Source organism: Brevundimonas sp. (assembly GCF_035626535.1).
Classification (GTDB): Bacteria; Pseudomonadota; Alphaproteobacteria; order Caulobacterales; family Caulobacteraceae; genus Brevundimonas.
The window spans coordinates 1-16,531 of record NZ_DASPNO010000053.1; the positions used below are offsets into that span (position 1 = coordinate 1).

14 protein-coding genes are annotated in these 16,531 nt (G+C 62.5%); 8 read left to right on the forward strand and 6 right to left on the reverse strand.

The features are described 5' to 3' along the window. Positions 1-505: 505 nt before the first annotated feature. Positions 506-922: a hypothetical protein gene (locus VEC04_RS07460; RefSeq protein WP_324775397.1), complete on the reverse strand. Its 417-nt coding sequence runs from the start codon at positions 920-922 to the stop codon at positions 506-508. 113 nt (positions 923-1,035) lie between these two features. On the opposite strand from VEC04_RS07460, the gene VEC04_RS07465 reads away from it, so the two are divergent. Then, a complete protein-coding gene (locus tag VEC04_RS07465; RefSeq protein WP_324775399.1) occupies positions 1,036-1,365 on the forward strand; it encodes a hypothetical protein in 330 nt (109 codons plus the stop codon). Between the two features lie 156 nt (positions 1,366-1,521). On the opposite strand, the gene VEC04_RS07470 is transcribed toward VEC04_RS07465, so the two are convergent. Then, complete coding sequence (locus VEC04_RS07470) at positions 1,522-1,821, reverse strand: hypothetical protein (protein ID WP_324775401.1); 300 nt, start codon at positions 1,819-1,821, stop codon at positions 1,522-1,524. 242 nt (positions 1,822-2,063) lie between these two features. Here VEC04_RS07470 and VEC04_RS07475 point away from each other — a divergent pair, with 242 nt between their 5' ends. Further along, positions 2,064-4,115 (forward strand): PAS domain S-box protein, encoded by a 2,052-nt coding sequence (locus tag VEC04_RS07475; protein ID WP_324775403.1) that lies wholly within the window; start codon positions 2,064-2,066, stop codon positions 4,113-4,115. A gap of 434 nt (positions 4,116-4,549) precedes the next feature. Here the strand turns inward: VEC04_RS07475 and VEC04_RS14205 are convergent, their stop codons facing one another. Next, positions 4,550-5,179, reverse strand: coding sequence for a putative immunity protein (locus VEC04_RS14205; RefSeq protein WP_414642660.1), 630 nt, complete (start codon positions 5,177-5,179; stop codon positions 4,550-4,552). 444 nt (positions 5,180-5,623) lie between these two features. Here VEC04_RS14205 and VEC04_RS07480 point away from each other — a divergent pair, with 444 nt between their 5' ends. The 4 genes from VEC04_RS07480 to VEC04_RS07495 all read left to right on the forward strand — a co-directional run bounded on the left by VEC04_RS07480 (position 5,624) and on the right by VEC04_RS07495 (position 9,389). Continuing rightward, a complete protein-coding gene (locus VEC04_RS07480) occupies positions 5,624-6,082 on the forward strand; it encodes a hypothetical protein (protein ID WP_324775405.1) in 459 nt (152 codons plus the stop codon). A gap of 68 nt (positions 6,083-6,150) precedes the next feature. Further along, the gene (locus VEC04_RS07485; protein WP_324775407.1) at positions 6,151-6,963 is read left to right on the forward strand and encodes a hypothetical protein; all 813 of its coding nucleotides are present in this window, start codon (positions 6,151-6,153) and stop codon (positions 6,961-6,963) included. 37 nt (positions 6,964-7,000) lie between these two features. Then, positions 7,001-8,458 carry a hypothetical protein gene (locus VEC04_RS07490; RefSeq protein ID WP_324775409.1) on the forward strand — a complete coding sequence of 486 codons (1,458 nt, stop codon included), beginning with the start codon at positions 7,001-7,003 and terminating at the stop codon, positions 8,456-8,458. A 124-nt stretch (positions 8,459-8,582) separates the two neighbouring features. Next, complete coding sequence (locus tag VEC04_RS07495; RefSeq protein WP_324775411.1) at positions 8,583-9,389, forward strand: hypothetical protein; 807 nt, start codon at positions 8,583-8,585, stop codon at positions 9,387-9,389. A 556-nt stretch (positions 9,390-9,945) separates the two neighbouring features. On the opposite strand, the gene VEC04_RS07500 is transcribed toward VEC04_RS07495, so the two are convergent. Both VEC04_RS07500 and VEC04_RS07505 read right to left on the reverse strand, forming a co-directional pair. Beyond that, entirely contained in the window at positions 9,946-10,776 is an 831-nt protein-coding gene (locus VEC04_RS07500) for a transglutaminase family protein (protein WP_324775413.1), read from the reverse strand. Between the two features lie 801 nt (positions 10,777-11,577). Next, a complete protein-coding gene (locus VEC04_RS07505; RefSeq protein WP_324775415.1) occupies positions 11,578-12,285 on the reverse strand; it encodes a hypothetical protein in 708 nt (235 codons plus the stop codon). Positions 12,286-13,012: 727 nt separating this feature from the next. Here VEC04_RS07505 and VEC04_RS07510 point away from each other — a divergent pair. Together VEC04_RS07510 and VEC04_RS07515 are read left to right on the forward strand one after the other, a co-directional pair. Then, a complete protein-coding gene (locus VEC04_RS07510) occupies positions 13,013-13,522 on the forward strand; it encodes a hypothetical protein (protein ID WP_324775417.1) in 510 nt (169 codons plus the stop codon). Position 13,523: 1 nt separating this feature from the next. Beyond that, the gene (locus tag VEC04_RS07515; protein WP_324775419.1) at positions 13,524-14,834 is read left to right on the forward strand and encodes a nucleotide-binding domain-containing protein; all 1,311 of its coding nucleotides are present in this window, start codon (positions 13,524-13,526) and stop codon (positions 14,832-14,834) included. On the opposite strand, the gene VEC04_RS07520 is transcribed toward VEC04_RS07515, so the two are convergent. After that, complete coding sequence (locus VEC04_RS07520; RefSeq protein WP_324775420.1) at positions 14,767-16,524, reverse strand: recombinase family protein; 1,758 nt, start codon at positions 16,522-16,524, stop codon at positions 14,767-14,769. The two genes, VEC04_RS07515 and VEC04_RS07520, sit on opposite strands and share 68 nt — an antisense overlap. Positions 16,525-16,531 lie beyond the last annotated feature (7 nt).

The following is a 16,531-nucleotide window of genomic DNA, read 5'->3' on the forward strand; positions in this document are numbered from 1 at the left end:
TTCGGCCCCCTTCACCGACGAGAAGAACAGCGCGGGCTCGTCGGCTTCGACAATGAGTGCGATTTCGACCATGGCGCGATCAATGCGGCTCCAGCTCCAGGTCTGCAATGGGTCGGGAGCCAAGAGTCCCCTAAGGGTGGATAGCCGACTTCCGCGCCACGAGCCTAGGCCGCGTTCGCGGATCGGGTAAGGCGGCTAGCTACAGCGGCGTGACCTGCTGGCGGGCCAGATAGGCCCGAGCCTCTCTAGCTGCGTCCATAAGGAGGGCGGCGCTGGCGTCGGCTGCGTCGGGCGTAAAGGAGCCGTTCATTGCGCCGGGGCCAATGATGACGACGCTGCCTTCAAATGCGACAACGACACACGGTATTGGATGATCTTCCATCGATACCGTTAGCACGCTTGGCACCAGACGGCCCTATGGGATTGTCGGGGCATACACGCCAAGGCTTAGGTCCGCTTTGGGTCGGGAGCGGAACGCCACCTAAGGGTGGGAAGCGGACCTAACTCAAAGCAACTCTACGGCTGCGCCTTGACGACGGATTTCCGAGGACGTCTGAAACCAATCGACGTTTGTTGAGACCGCAGCCACGTCGCCGCATGCGGTCCATTCGATGTGGTAGCGGTTCTCCGGCGACTTTTCTCTCCCGTAGTAGAACCACTCCCAGCGAACACCTGACGCTTCGAGGATTTCAAATTTGGCGGGCGAGATGTCCCATCGCGAGGGATGCCAGACGGTAAGGGTTTCGCCCTCATCGAACGTGAACTGCACGCCGTCCACTAAAGGCGAGCAGCCGACAAGCCGGTGGATGTTGTCGTATGGCCGCCCGAAAAACTCCCCCCAGACCCGCAGGGAACCATGCTTCACCAAGGGCAACGCCTGAGCGATGGCGTCGCAGATGGCGTTCGGAATCGTCGCGGTCATAAACGCTTCTCGCAAGCTTCGACAGCAACGCATAGGGGAAGTCCGCTTTGGGTCGGGAGCCGACAGTCACCTAACGAGTGGATAGCGGACGTTCGTCGAGCTAGCCTGACCAGATGAACGATGCCGACATTCGCTTGCGCCTTATGGTTTCCACCCAGCGGGCATTGCTCTTCGCCGTCCCGCCATCGCTGCGGGCTGTCACCTGCGGCTGGCAAGGAACGGAGGTGAAACTCCGATTTATATTTGATGGCCCCATTAGCGAAGATGACCAAGAAGGGGCGCAGATCGTCGGCACCGAGGTCATTGCAGACTTTCCCTCGCCTTGGACGATTGCGGAGGAGATAGAGCGGCTCGACCACCCGACTGATCTGCGTGCAGGAGCCCTTCCGTTGTGGGTCTTCGCCCGCATGGAAAAAACGACGGGTGGGGTGAGCCTCTACTGAGGCCAGCCTCTACTGAACGTCCGCAATGGGTCGTGAGCAGACCGTCGGCTAAGGGTGGAAAGCGGACATCACCTTGACAATTTGCCCGGTCCCGGAATTTCAAGCGACCACTCTGTGCCGATTGATTATTCCCGCGAGAAAAATTCGAACCCGTATCTAGCTTGAGCGGAGTCGCATCAAGAAAATCCAAACCGCGATCGCGCCCAAGGCGAAGCCGCAAACCGCGCTGACGCTGAGATACATGAGGACGGCATTAGGGGTCTCAAGGTTTGGCGGCAGCCAGAGGGCTTGCCCGAAGAGCCCGATCAAAGTGCCAAACCCACCAACGCCCACAAACAGCAGCGCAGCGATGGCGGCAGATTTCAGAGGTAGGAATATCTTGGCCACGCCGAACGAAACTATCGTCGCCACGCCAGCAATCATGAGGAGGAAGATGCCAGCGAACAGTGGTCCCATCTGACGCTTTCTTTCTCAGTTTTTCGTTGTCGAACAAAGGCGTTGCGGGGCGGCGAACTTAAAAGAATGCGATCAATGTATTGCGGAGCAGTGGGTCACGGTCAATGTCGCCTATGGGTCGATAGCGGACGTTCACCACCGCAACGCTCGGAACGTCTGCTTGCCGGCGGCAAGTGAAGCGCAGTGTCGGTTATGGGTGCTTTGTTCGGGAGGGAATTTGAATAGAGAGCTCCCGGCACGAGTTGCGGCTTGACGCGTTGCATGCCGGGAGAGGGGCCTCTTTGATACCTGACCTTCGAGCGCTGACACCGATCCTGGACGCGGCGCTCGACGCCGTGGTCGTGATCGACGAGTCCGACCGGGTGCGAGCCTGGAACGCGGCCGCCGAAGCGAGCTTCGGCTGGACGCGAGAGGAAGCGATCGGTGTCCCTATGGTCGACCTGATCGTGCCCGAGCGACTTCATCGCGCTCACCTGGACGGCCTGTCACGCTTCCTCAGGACCGGCGAGGCCCATGTGCTCGGGCGACGGATCGAGATCGAGGCGCGGCATCGGGATGGTCGGGAGTTTCCAGTCGAACTGGCCATCACCCTGGCGGTGATGGGCGGCGAGCGCCTGTTCGTGGGCTATCTGCGCGATATCTCGGAGCGACGTCATGCGGTGGAAGCATTACGCGCTAGCGAAGCCCGGCTGGTCGAGGAGCGGGCGCGCCTGACGACATTGATCGAGAACCTGCCGGTCGGCGTCTGCTTCGTCGCGCCGGATGGCGAGTCTCTCCTCTCCAACCGGGCCTATCGCCGGTACGCGCCGGACGGCGCCATTCCGTCCAGGACGCCTGATGCGGAGGCGCACTGGATCGCCTTCGATGAGACCGGCGCCCGCCTGCCTCGCGACCGGTTCGTCGCCGTGCGGGCGCTTCAGGGGGAAACGATCGAGGGCGTGGAGTTCCTGTATCGGCCGGACATGGGGCCGGAGATCTGGACACGCATCAGCGGCGTGCCGCTGATGGACGCTGGCGGCGATGTCGCGGCGGCCATCGTTGTCGTGACTGACATCGACGACCTGAAGCGGACGCAGCGGGCGCTGCAGGACCTCAATGAGACCCTCGAGCAGCGCGTCGCTGTCGAGGTGGCGGAGCGGGCGAGGACGGAGGAGGCCCTGCGCCACGCTCAGAAGATGGAGGCCATGGGCCAGCTCACCGGCGGGGTGGCCCACGATTTCAACAACCTCCTGACGCCGATCATCGGCGGTCTGGACATTCTCCAGAGATCCGGTCCGGCTGACGAGCGCGCGAAACGACTGATCTCGGGTGCGCTGGCTTCCGCCGATCGCGCGCGCACCCTGGTTCAGAGGCTCCTTGCCTTCGCCCGTCGGCAGCCGCTGCAGCCGCTGCCGACTGACGTCGGGAAGATCATCGACAGCATGGCCGAGCTCATCGGCAGCACCGTGGGCCCGCGAATCCGGGTGGCGGTCGACATCCAGAGCGGCCTTCCGCCGGCGTTGGCGGAGGTGAACCAGCTCGAGATGGCGATCCTGAATCTCGCCGTGAACGCCCGCGACGCCATGCCAGAAGGGGGAGCCTTGAACCTCGCCGCCGAGCCGAGGACGCTGGAGAGGTCCGAGGGGGAACTGGTTCCCGGCCGATACATCGTCATCTCTGTCGCGGACACCGGGACGGGCATGGATGAGGTGACGCTCGCCAGAGCCGTTGAGCCGTTCTTTTCCACCAAGGGCGTAGGCCGGGGGACAGGTCTCGGTCTGTCGATGGTCCATGGACTGGCGGCGCAACTCGGCGGCGCCGTGAAGCTGCACAGTGCTCCGGGGCTCGGAACGAACGTCGAGCTCTGGCTCCCGGAGGCGGCGACCGGGGAGCCGGCCGAGACCGCGCCATCTTCAGTCCGGACGACGCCGCAAGCCGGAATTGCACTCCTCGTGGACGACGAGGATCTGGTCAGGGACAGCACCGCGGAGATGCTGGCGGAGCTCGGATTTCGTGTCGTCGAGGTGGAATCCGCGGAGACCGCCCTGGCGAAGCTCCGGGCCGGCTTGACGGCCGATCTGGTGATCACTGACCACCTGATGCCCGGGATCACGGGCAGCGAACTCGCCCATCAACTGAACCTCGACCGGCCCGATCTGCCAGTTCTCGTGATATCGGGTTACGCCGATCTGGAGGGGCTTTCACCCGAACTTCCGCGGCTGGCCAAGCCGTTCCTGCAGCGCGAGCTGGCGGAGGCGATCGCGGCCTTGCAGCGTAGTCCGCTCCAGACTACGTCCGATTCCGACGCGGGGTAGGAATATACTCCTCGCTGATCACCTGCGAGGAGAACGTCGTGACCATCACACCGGAACACATCAGCGCTTTCGCGATCCTGATCACCGCGCTCTCCGGTTTGATTTGGAGCTTGCGCCGGAAGCGATAGGACCTGGTCGGCGCCGTCGAGGGGTTCTCGCCCTATTTCCGGTCCGAGATCTTCCGTCGCCTTGGACCGCTGGTGCGGGGACGGCTCTATGTCGTTGGCTTGGACCCATATGTGGTCCGGGAGGCGGTCTCGGAAGCGGACCGCATGACCCGGGCGATCGGCCGGGCTCAGGGACTGCGTCCTGCTGCTCGCGGAAGCGGACGTTCCGCAGGACCAGGACGGAAAGTCCGCTCAAGGGCGGAGTGGAGGACCGCTCCTGGCGCTGAGCCGCCGTGGCCGACTCGGTGACGGTCGCCGCCGCCAAAATCACTCGATAGGCAACGTGTCAGGACGAACCCTGCTTTGGGGTACTTCGGCGAGACCGGTCTGGAGGGCACGGATAATCTCCCCGAGTTGACCCGCCGCAAGGAGCCCGGGCCCCAAGGGGCCTGATCGGCACTCTCCGATCGCCGGAAGGGTTTGCAGAGCGGCCCGGACCTCTGCGGTCATGTGCGTGAGCTGCCAGTGAATTTCCTCTGCAGCCACTGCTCGCCGGTCAGGAGCCGCCAGACTGGCGGCCTTGACAGCATACGCCGCGGCTCCGAGTGCGTGCGCGCCCATATGGCAGACGGCTGCAGCTTGTCCTGCGGCTCTGGCGGCAGCGGCAGCGGCCGGAGACCTCGCCTCACGGGCAGCTCCCCCATCGACGAAACGACGGCGAATTTCGACCGCGGTGTTCAGCTCTCCGCGAGCGAACGCCCGAGTTCGGGCGATCGCAGCGCGGGGGCGGTCATCAGTCGGGCGCTCGGTTTCAAAAAGTTCGAGCACTCGTTCAGCGCAGTCGGCGGCCCATCCTGCGACCAAGCGCCGGCCGGATTCGCTTAGCGATTGCGGTGACCTCACCTGGCCTCCTCGAGCGATCAAACTGCTTCCGTCACTTCGGCGGCAAACCAACACGTTCTTGGCCGCAAATCAAAGGATGGCGCTTCGGCCAGAACGCAGGTTCAAGCCGTCCGCAAAGGGTCAAGAGCGGACCCCCGCACCTCGACGCTGGAAGGAGGTCCGTTTTCCGCCGGCGAACGTCCGCTCTTGGCGCCTGGCGGACCTACTCTGTTCCATCCTTCGCGTCGCCCAAGGGCCACTGGACCTCTCACCCCGAGACTGGTCCCGCCGTCCCTTCTGCCGCGACAGAGAGCCTGAACGCGTTCCGGTGCCAGAGGCGGCCATGCGCCGCCCCGCTTTGGGTCGCCGAACTGCGCGGAATTTCCGCGATGTTGCGCGGCTTCGAAAAAATCTGTCCACCCGCGGTCGAATACGCTTTCCAAACCGCAAAAAACGCGTAGCCTCTACTTTAACGAAATCAGCGCTACTTTAACGGACGGAACGGCTTGAATGCCAACGGTGTCGAACCTGATCGGCGTAGGCACGGGTCCGCAAAACTTCGTCTGCAAGTTCGACAACGCCAGCGCCGGGTATGGGGGCAAGGTCCAGATACTTTTCGACAAGCGCTTCACGATGGCGAGCGACACCGCGGACAGCGCCTGGACCGCCGTCAAGAGCATCGCGGATCCCGAGGGACAGTGCATCGTCTATGTGGCCCTCGTGGTCGTCGGTTCGAAGTCCGGCTTCTATGCGGGCAAGACCACGAAGGACCTGAAGACACGATACTCCAGTGCAGGCCCCACCGCCGGCGGAGGCCTTCAGCAAGTGTTCCAACTCTATACAGATAGCGTCAAGAGCAGCCCCACCCTTGACGTCACGATCTACGGAACTTCCCACCCGTGTTTTATCGAAGGGTGGTGTTTTCAGGTCGGTGCCCAAAAGGGATACGGCCTCTACAACAAAATCGACCCCAACTAATCTAGTGCGCCGATCTCGGAAGGCCTATCGCCTTACGCCGGCTGGTTCCCATAGCGAGAGGTGACGACATGGTTGAGAAGCGGCAACCCCGTAGCGACGCTGGCGCAGCGCCGATCGAGTCCGAAGACGAGGTGGAGCGCCGCCGGCGCGAAGAGCTGCTGGAAGGCCTGCCCGACGGTCTCAAGCCGCTGCCGACGGTTCACGACGAACTGGCGACCGAGCTTCTGGAACTGGCCGAACGCCAGGTCGCCGAGATGCGTAAAAGGTTTGGTCCGTCGTCGTCCAAGCCGCGCCTGAAGCGCATCGAGGACCTGTTCGTCTCGAAGGTCGGTCGCGCGCCGCGTGTGAGCGAGGAGATGCAACGGCTGATGCGGGGACCAGCGGCCATTCAAAGGGTCGCGGTTCTGGACGGGTCTTTCGACCGCGCCCTTGCGGCCGCCTTCAACGCCTACGACAAGAGCAGCGTCCAGAGCGGCTCGCATGTGCAGACGGCGTATGACGACTGGAGCATGGCGGTCCGCATCTACAAGTCCGAACTGCGCGCGGCCGGCTCTTTGCTGGCGGCGGAAATCGACGCGGCCAATCATCCGGCGACGCCGCCGCAAGACTACGACGACTACGAGGATCCGGTGCGCGCCGAGCCCCACGTTCGGCACTATGTCCGGTCGGCGAAGATCGGACAGTCGCTGCTCGCCTATGAGAAGACGATGCAGCAGGCTGGCACCGCCCTGGCCGGCGCCTACGGCCAGTTGAACACCGAGCTCTACAATGCCGCGGATGGGCTCGCGGTCGCGGAGGCGACGCTGATCGCCGCCACCCAGACGGCCTATTCGATCTTTTGGACGGGGGCGCAGAGCGCGGTGGGACAGGCGCGAAGCTGAAGCGTCGAGCCGAACCCATCCGCCGGAGTGAACCCGAATGCCGACATCCACCATTCCCTACGATCCTTCGCTCGTGCTGGGCATGATCGTCGATCCATCCCGCATCGCGGTGCTGGAGAAGATCGCGACGCTGCAACTGCCCGTCGATGTGGCCCGCGATCATGTCAACGCCCTGCTGCGCCAGAAGCTGAGCCTGGACATGACGTCGCGCGAACTGATCAGCCTTGGCGCGACGCCGGACCAGCTCGGCGATTTTCAGAAGAACCTGGATGATCTGATGAAGAACATCCTGGATGCCGCGATCGATCTGGGCCAGAAGGTCGTCGCGGCGGAACAGGCTATCGTTCAGGCCAAGACCGAGTCGGGTCAGTCCCAGATCGGGTCCCAGCTGCAGAGCCCGGTCGATTTCAGCGCCTCGCAACTGACCGCCCTGCCGATCAGCTCGGACTCCATGAATATGGACGTCCAGTACTTCCGATACGAAAACAACACCCAGTCCTCGAAGTCGGCCGCGGACGCGGTGTCGAGCTTCGTCGGCGCCAAGGTGTCGAGCTTCCTGGGAACGACCTTCGGCGCTTCGGCCGCCGCCTCCGCCAACAGTTCGATGACGAGCGCCAGCCAGAACCATAACATCGTGGGGACTCTGGTCATATGCGCCAACTGCACGAGCCGGCAGGCCCAGGTGTTCTCGCCCCTGGTGCTGGATGTCGATGCCGCGATCGACTCCTACAACAGGCAGGCCAGCGACAAACTCCCCGTCGAGGACCCCAACTCGATGAAGAAGATGGCGCTGACCAACCAGGACGATGACGACGCCAAATCCCTCCCGATCCTGATCGGCGCCACCTATGGATCCAGCTTCGTCGGCTTCGTGCATTTCGAGCAGGTGGAGGACACCACCAGCAGCCAGTCGTCGGAGTCCCAAGCGTTCCAGGCTCGGGCGGAAGCGGACGAGGATCTGTTGTTCGAGAACATCCAGGGCAGCTGGGGCATGGACGCCCAGTCGGCGAGCAGTCTGAAGAATCTGCTGAGCACGACCAATATCCAGTCCCACTGCTCCGTCATCACGATGGGTCTGATCCCCTCGATCAAGTCGAACCAGGTGATCACCTCGGTCAAGGCCCTGCAGGGCGACCCGAAATCGGACATGGAGTCCTTGGCGGCGCTGCAGGACTCGACCAACTCGAGCAACGCCTCGATCGCGTCCGGCGCCGCGGCGGCCCGCAAGGGCGAGGCCATGGCTCAGATGAAGTCCGACTACATCAAGGCCGCTGTCGACGCCGTGGCCGATGTCGATCAGTCGACCAACCAGGTGATCGATCTGAACTCCCTCCAGGTCGCGCTCGACGACTATGTCGCCAAGGCGTCGGATGGTCAGACCGGCGTCCCGATCAACTTCTACCTGAAATACGTGACCAAGCGGGATATCGCCCACGCGTGGATGGAGAAATACTATCCGTCGATGCTGTACGATCCCGCGGCCGCCAACACCTGATGCGGCGGATCGCTCGCCTTGGGCGTCGGCAGGATCGCCGTCGGGTTGCCGTGACGCCCGACCGCGAGGGTGACCGCTGCGTCGGACGATCCGACGCCAACCCGGCTGATCACCGAGGCGTCAGATGAGGGTGATGTACTGGAATTGCACTGCGCCCGTCGGGACGAGCAGTTTCGACAAGGCCAAGCTCGCCATCATCGCGGGGCGGGTCGCGCAGGTGAAGCCCGACATCCTCTGCCTCGACGAAGTGAGCGTCAAGGTCGCCAGCGTGGCCGCCGCCGCGGCCTGGGCGGCGAGCATGGGGCTCAAAGGCTATACGGCCAAGGTCGTCAGCCTGAACCCCGGCTCGCACCTCAATATGATCCTGTTCCACGGCCCCGAGCTCTCCAAATGCAAGAGCGAGGAGGGCATCCCGGACCCGGACTGGGGCGGTGACAAGACCAAGCGGAACCTGATCCGATCGACGTGGATCGACCCGAAAACCGCGCGGCCGCTCAGCGTCTGGTTCCTCCACGCCAACGCCAGCGCGGTCGGGGGGAAGACCGCAGTCGAACTGGCGTTGGCCGCCATGGCGGATACCTCTTCGATCTTCATGGGGGATTTCAACAACGGTCTCGCCGCCGCGACAGACGAGGCCAAGGCCGCCAAGGCCTTCGCGGTCTCGCCTGTCGCACGGACGGCCAAGGCCGCGGCGTATTCCCAATGGTCCAGGGGGCTCACCCCCGCGCAGAGCGACCCAGCCTACAAGATCGCGGGCACCACCTACGACTTCAAGCCCAACAGCCAAGGCTGCATCGATTTCGCGCTCGGGCGGAATCTGATCGCCGCCACGGCGGTCGACGCCTTGGCCGGTCTGGACGCCAACGGCTATGGTCAGCTGATGATGAATGTCGACCATATTCCGATCGCCTACGATGTGCTCGCCGCCTGACCCCCCGATCCGAAGCGCGTAGCGTCGAACAGGGCGGCCGTAGACTGGACGGCCAAGCCGGAGGCAGGCTCCACACGACGAGAGCCAGGTGGACGTCGGGGACATCAGGGATGTCGAACTATCCCTAGGCCGCCTCCCTCAGCTCGGTCGATGCGACGAGACTCGTCGCCTCGTCGAGGACCTGACGCATCTCACGCCCGGCGGCTTTAAGCTCTTCGCCCCTCCAGGCGTCGAGCCACGCATTCAGGCCGTCCTGCGCCGCCGCCGTTCGAACGTTCTCACCATACTCGCAGGTTCGGACACCACCTTGGCGCCGGAGAAAGCGGTTGATCAGCTACTGAGGGATGGAAGCTCTGCTTCCGGGGACGTCAGGGACTTCAGGGACGTTGATCTGGGTCATGATGCGCGGGTCAGGTTGAAGGCGGCATCATGGTCCTCATTTGAGCTAGCGTCAGGTCACGTTCTTCGCTCTGGGCATGTGCTAGAATTTCCTCGAGCCACGCTTCGGCCCCGTCCGGAGGCTGTTAAAGTTCGAACGTCGTCGACGTGCGCCCGCTCAAGGCGCTACTTCCGTCGGAGTCCAGCCTAAGGCCTCGGCCCTTGCAAACAGGGTTTGGTTCATATGATCCAGCGCCCGATAGCGCGCGCGGAGATTTGGGGGAATCAGATCGGGCGTTGGGTAAGGCGTGTAGAACTCTGTCCGGAGAAGCTCTCCGTACACCGACCCTTGGTGGACCATCGTCTGAACGTCGAGTGGATGGGCTTCAAGGATTACCTCAGCGACGTTGATCGCGTCCTGATAGCGGGCCTGATCCGTCAGGCTCTCCATCACCGTCGTCGCCATCAGCGCCACCCCTTCCTTGCGCGGCAGTGAGCGGAGATAGGCCCCCGTCGCGACGGCCAGATCGGTCATGGGCAGCTTCTCGCGATACCATGCCTCCCGGGCGGGGAGTGCGCCGCTGGTTGTCTCTAGATTCACCGGCAGTCCCTCGGTCGGCCTGTACCGAACGAACACATGTAGAGGCGCCACGGACAACGCGACGTCGAGCTCAAGCCGGTCCGCCAGGATCAGGAAAAGAGTGGGCATCGAGACGCAGTTGCCGCGCCGGGTCTCCAAATAGGACGAGAGCAGCTTGTTATTGACGTTCTGCCCGTACGGGTCGTCGTGATCATAGCCAAAGGGTCGATGATCGTTCCACGGACCCGCTTCGTAGATAACGTTCCGAACAGCAGCCAACCGATAGATGTCCGATGCGCCGTGACCGGCGAGGTCGCGGGCCGCAGTCGCCATTCGCTCGATCTCGGTCCTTACGGTCCGGGCATTGATGCCGGGGTCGACAAGGCGGTCCAGAGCGATCTTGGCGTGCAGGTAGTCCAGACGCCCCACAGACGAGGCGATAATCTCTTGGACAGCCTGAGCAGGGCTTTGAGCGGCTTGGGAGGGTGGCCGGCAGGCGGCAAAGCAGGGCACCGACGCGCCAAGAGCAGCTAGAAGAAGGTCACGCCTGTCCATGTGATCCGCCCCGCTACTACGTTGCGTCGCTCTGACCGGCGGCCGTGCTAACGAGGCGCCAGTAAACCGCGCCTGCCGGCCAGCACGTAGTCGTCTGAGAGGCTTGCTCCCCCCGCGCCATTAGTGGTCGAGCCGAACGACACCACGCCCCGGTCTCTTTGGTAGACGAAGTAGGTAACCTCGCCGGGGGTCGTGCTGGCGGCCCGTCCCCGCGGGTGCGTGGAACATCGGCGACCTGGCCCGAAGGACTCGCAGTCGGCCCGGATAAGCACCGATCCGCATGACGAGTCGTCACATCGCTCGACCGTGAATCGGACGCCTTCCCGTTCGAAGGTCTGTCCGTCTTGAAGGGGGCCTCTCGGTACTGCGAAAACATAGGGATCGGCCTTGAGGCACTCGAACTGGGCGTCCGAGCATGGTTGGATCGGCGCATCCCATACAAAGTCGCCGCGCAAGCCATCGGCCTCCGTCAGGGTTCGCCTCGCTTCCTCGGTCATGCCTATGGTCAACTCGCCCCTGTCGAACGTGACCGCCGAAGTTCGGTCGCTATTCAGATAGGTGATCGCGCCGGGCGAGGCGGCTTGGCCGGGAGCAGCCCTGTCTAGATCGTGGGAGCCGCATCCTCCCAACGTCCAAAGGAGCAGTGAAAGGAAAGCGAGAGACATCGTGCCGATCCTACTCACCCAGAAGTACTCTGGCGGCGTCGTTGTAGGGATCTTGATGGTTAGTGTCCCACGGCTCATGACCGAGGCGGGGCGCGATCAACATTCCGTTCTCGGCCGGCCGTCGATGGATCCCCTCGTGAACAACGAGTACCCTTTGCCCCAACGCGGTGTCTCTGCCGACGATGCCCTGCCCCCGCAGCCCTTGAGCATAGACATACGTATGCCCGCGATCGGTCTGCGCCCCTCCGTCTCGGGAGGGGATGGCCGTGAATTGCCGTCTGATGAGGCCGCTGCCGACCTCACGAGCGCTCACGGTGAAGGAGCGGCTCGAAGCGGGTCCTGGCCCGGGGATAGTGATGGGCACCCTTCGATTGGGATTTGCCATCAGCTGGTTGACGGCTCTGGTATAGTTTTCGTTGAAGGACGCGAATTGTCGGTTTTCAGCGGCCGTGGGGGCCCTGACCTCTCCGTTGCGGTCTCGAACCCAGTCGATCTTGCACGAGTAGGTTCGGTTTCGGGTCGTGCCTACTTCGATGCAGGTCTTGCCGGTCGGGTCCATCCGGTTGACGGGGTCCAAGCCGACGTAAAGGTAGAGGTTAGGGTCGTCCTTCGTTCCGACAGGATCAGAACTCAGGAACGTTGCTTGACCGCTCGTCGCCGTGGCCAACCATATGGCCAGACACACGGCCGAGTATCGCAACAACTTCCCCTTGGTCATGCCCGTCCTCCCAATGCTTCCCACCATCAACCCACGGTCCACAACGGTCAAGCTGCCCATGCTCGGGATCGGCGGCGACCATTTTTGCTCCCGGGAGGCAGGCGACGGCTTGCGCCAAGGTTAGCCCGGACAGGGATGTTGGGGACGTCGATACGTCCTATGCGGCATCCTTCTGCTCGGCTGACGCAGCACTCACAATCCCACGCATCTCACGAACCACGGCCTTCAGCTCCTCGTCTTTCGAGAGGTCGAGCCACGCTCTAAGGCCGTCGCTTGTCGCCGCGGTACGAACATCCTTATGAAACCCGCAGTGTTCGGACACCACCCCGGCCCCGGAGAAAGCGGGTCGAGCAAGCTACCGAGCGCTGAAAGCTCTGCTTCCGAGGACGTCAGGGACTTCGGGGACGTTGATCACGTCGATTACGTCCTCCTCAAAGTGCGCAGAGACCTTCCGAAGCAGCCTGACGAACTCGTCGCGCTTCGGCATCTCTGCGATGGCCTGCGCCAGTGCGCAACCTGACGTGTTTCGATCCTCGTCTCAGTCCGCCAGCTACGCGACTCTGAAGGCGTCAACTGACCCCCTTCACAAAACAGCATACCTAAGCTGTGGTTTTCTCGGACATCTCCGCACTGACAGAGGGCCCAAAGCGACACTGTGTGAAGTTCGAACTCCAGGCAGCCTAATGCCGGAGGTTGCGTAGGTGAATCGGGGGCGTATGATTTCAGCATGGAAACTGCTGAGGCGTTCTTCTTCTGGGTTGGGGTGATTGAATTCGTAGTTCTAGCCGTCGGCGTGATCTATGGACTATTCCTGTGGGGATCAGGTATTGCGCCAATTCTGTATCGCTTGGGTAATGGCCTAGCGCATCGGAAGATCGCAATCTTCGCGTCAGGCGACAATCTCACAAGCCTGCGTCAGCTCCTCGTGGAGTCGAAGCTTTTCAGGGAAAAGAACCTACTTATCATTCCTTCGATCCGAGAGATTGACGACTCTGAAGGGGCCTCCGTTTTTCTCATGTATTGGCCAGACTGGAACGCGCACCTCGATGAGGTCATGAGGCGCAAAGGACCGAAATGCGCGTTGGTTGTGTATCAACCGTACGACCAAGGCCGGATTCCGGACGAGCAGATGGCGCAACTCGATGGTCGGCGGCACAGCTCAGTTACGAATTTCCGCGGCCGCCTTTTGAACGACCTCGTCACTTCGATCATGACCACCAGCTATGCGAAGGAATGAGGTGAATGCGCTTCTGCGCCGATATGCGCAGGAGCACCTATCCCCGACAGAGAACGAGCGACAGTTTGTAACCCGCGTCTATACGTCGGTTCGGGATGTGCTCGGAGAGGCGAACTGCCTGCAGATCGGCTCATATCCAAGGTACACGGCCATCACGCCGCTCCACGATCTCGACGTTCTATACGTCTTGGGCGCTTGGGACCCGATCGCTCATGATCCTTCTGAAGCGTTACGCCAACTCGAAGCGAGGCTCCGCGCCGAGTACGTGAATCCAACGGATTTCGAACTTCAGATCGCGCGCCAAACCCACTCTGTGACGCTTCGCTTCTTGGAGAACGGGGAAGAGAAGTTTGGCGTCGATATAGTGCCGGCCTACTCCTCCGAAATGAATGAGTTTGGGACGGACATGTACGTCGTTCCCGAAATCGCCGTTCGTTCTCATCGCGAGCGGCGGCAGATCGTCGAACAGGTATCTCGCGGCGAAAAAGCGATGACCTGGATCAAGTCCGATCCGCGGGGGTATATCGCTGTTGCCTCAGCCATAAACCAAGCAAACGAGGACTTCCGAAAAGCGGTGAAGATCGCAAAAGGTTGGCGATCAGCTTGCAAGAGGGCAGACCCTGATTTCGCGTTGAAGTCTTTCCACCTTGAACAGGCAATCACCCGGTCATTCGTTGCCAATCCAGACATTGATATTTTCGGTGCTGTCTTTGAATTCTTTCGAGCGCTGCCGGACTTGGTTCGCTATCCGCAGATCCCCGACAGAGCCGATCCCGAGCGAAATATCGATGCGTACGTAGCGGACCTTAGTCATGCGGACCGGACAAAAATCATTCGCTCCCGGGACGCCTTCCTCATCAAGCTTGAGGAACTGAGCAACTCGGATGCAGCGATGGAGGACCTCCTGTCGGCAGGAGAGCGTCATCGTGCGAGTCAGACCGAGGCCTATCTCTTCGACTCTGGCATTCCGATGCTAACCGAAGTGGAGTTCTCGATAACCGCCACCGCACTGGAGCGCGCAGGCAGCTTCCGACGGATGATCTTGGACCGGATTGGCCGCATTGGTACTGACCGAAAGATCGAGTTCCGCCTCGGTGCCGATGCACCCCCTGCAGACGTATACAAGTGGAAGGTCAAGAATGACGACGCCAGTCCCGAGCCCCGAGGCGAGATAACGGATCATCGAACACATCAGGACCCGGAAAACACGAAGTACAACGGAACCCATTATGTGGAGTGCTTTGCTATCCGCGATGGCGTTTGCATCGGGCGGTCCCGTCAGAACGTGGTGTTGCAATGGGGTCAGGGTTAGCCACGAGTTGCCGGTTGCTAGGACGTCTACCCTGAACCACCACCCGGCAGTCTGATCCGGGGACGTCAGGGACTTCGGGGACGTTGATTACGTCTATTACGTCGTCCTTAAAGCGCACACACACGCTTCGTAGAAGACGCACGAACTCGTCTCGCTTCGGCATCTCTTCGATGGCCCGCACCAGTGCGCAATGTGACGTGTTTCGATCCTCGTCCCAGTCCGCCAGCAGACTGGGACAGGCGTTCATTTTCGCCACCTCCACGAACGGTGGCGCGGCCTGAATGCTGAGTTTTTTGTCCATCAGGGTGGGGTTCGATCCCACCAATTTCAGGATCATCCGCTTTTCGTCCGCGTCGGCGCGCGAAAACCAATCCGCGGCCTGATTGCTGGCCCGCAGCAGATCGCGCAGGGGTTCGATCCCCAATCCCCCTGACCGGGCGCTTTCCAGCCGCGCGGCGATCTCGCCGCGCTCCGTCTCGAGACGGCCACGCTGCGCCTTGAACTCGGCCTCCGTCAGTTGTCCCCTAAGCATCAGGGTGGTGAGCGCATCGGCCTGCCGGTCGACATCGCGCAACGACGCTTCCAGCGTGGTTCGGTGCGCGGCGTTCAGCCGCGCCATCTCCTGCTCCTGCCGGACGAACTGCTCGATCATCCACTCGTGCAGACCCGGCTCCAACTGCAGGGTGCGCAGGAACTCGAGGATCTGGTTGTCGAGGGCCTTGGCCTCGACGGACGGTTCCGGGCAGCGGTCGTCGAGCTTGCGGCGGGCGCAGTGATAATAGAGGTAGCGGCGCGCCCGCTTCTGCTTGCGTTCGGCGGTGATGGCGCGCCCGCAGCGGCCGCAGCGGATCAGGCCGCGATAGGGCACCTCCAGCGTCGGCGGCATGGACACCGTCCGGCGCAGCGCCACCTGCAGTCGTTCGAAGGTCCCGAGCTGCACGGCCGGCGGATGCTTGCCGGGCCAGGTGCGGCCGTTCCAGACGATGACGCCGGCGTAGAAGGGATCGGTGAGGATGCGGTGGGCGGTGCTGTCCGGCAGCGGCACGCCCGGCTTGCCGTGCGCGGGCGGGGTGATGAAGCCCCAGTCGTCGCGGGCGATGCGCGCTGCCGCGTGGATGCTGCAGCTGCGATGGGCGACCAGACGGAACAGGCCCTTGATCAGCGGGAAATAGGTCGGGTCGGCGACGATGGTGCGGCTGGCGCGGTCGTTGCGATAGCCGAGCGGCGCGCGATTGGGCCGCCAGCCGTTCTCCAGCTTGGTGCGGTTGCCGCGTTTGACGTTTTCGGAGAGGGCGTCGGAATAGTATTTCGACTGGCCGAACATGATCTGCAGCATGAACTTGCCCTGCGAGTTGTTCTCGAAGGTGTAGGTCGAGAATTTCAGGTCCTTCAGCACGCCACGATCGAGCAGGTAGACCAGCCGGCCTCCGTCGATGGAGTTGCGCGCTAGACGGTCGGGGGCCCAGGTGGCGATGCCCTGCGCCTCGCCCGCTTCGATGCGCGCGACCATGGCGTCGAAACGAGGCCGGCCCGGCGTCATGGCGCTCCGAGACTCCTCGATGATCTCCACCACCTCGACCCCCGGCGAGGTGTTCAGAAGTCGCTCCAGCTCGCGGCGCTGGGATTCGATGGACAACACCTGACGATCCTCGGCCTCCGAGGATTTCCGGCAGTAGAGAAAGTATTTCATAGGGGAG

Bases quoted from the DNA above. Each gene is read 5' to 3' on its own strand.
- VEC04_RS07460 (WP_324775397.1), bottom strand. From the start codon at position 922: ATGACCGCGACGATTCCGAACGCCATCTGCGACGCCATCGCTCAGGCG.
- VEC04_RS07465 (WP_324775399.1), top strand. From the start codon at position 1,036: ATGAACGATGCCGACATTCGCTTGCGCCTTATGGTTTCCACCCAGCGG.
- VEC04_RS07470 (WP_324775401.1), bottom strand. From the start codon at position 1,821: ATGGGACCACTGTTCGCTGGCATCTTCCTCCTCATGATTGCTGGCGTG.
- VEC04_RS07485 (WP_324775407.1), top strand. From the start codon at position 6,151: ATGGTTGAGAAGCGGCAACCCCGTAGCGACGCTGGCGCAGCGCCGATC.
- VEC04_RS07490 (WP_324775409.1), top strand. From the start codon at position 7,001: ATGCCGACATCCACCATTCCCTACGATCCTTCGCTCGTGCTGGGCATG.
- VEC04_RS07495 (WP_324775411.1), top strand. From the start codon at position 8,583: ATGAGGGTGATGTACTGGAATTGCACTGCGCCCGTCGGGACGAGCAGT.
- VEC04_RS07505 (WP_324775415.1), bottom strand. From the start codon at position 12,285: ATGACCAAGGGGAAGTTGTTGCGATACTCGGCCGTGTGTCTGGCCATA.
- VEC04_RS07510 (WP_324775417.1), top strand. From the start codon at position 13,013: ATGGAAACTGCTGAGGCGTTCTTCTTCTGGGTTGGGGTGATTGAATTC.
- VEC04_RS07520 (WP_324775420.1), bottom strand. From the start codon at position 16,524: ATGAAATACTTTCTCTACTGCCGGAAATCCTCGGAGGCCGAGGATCGT.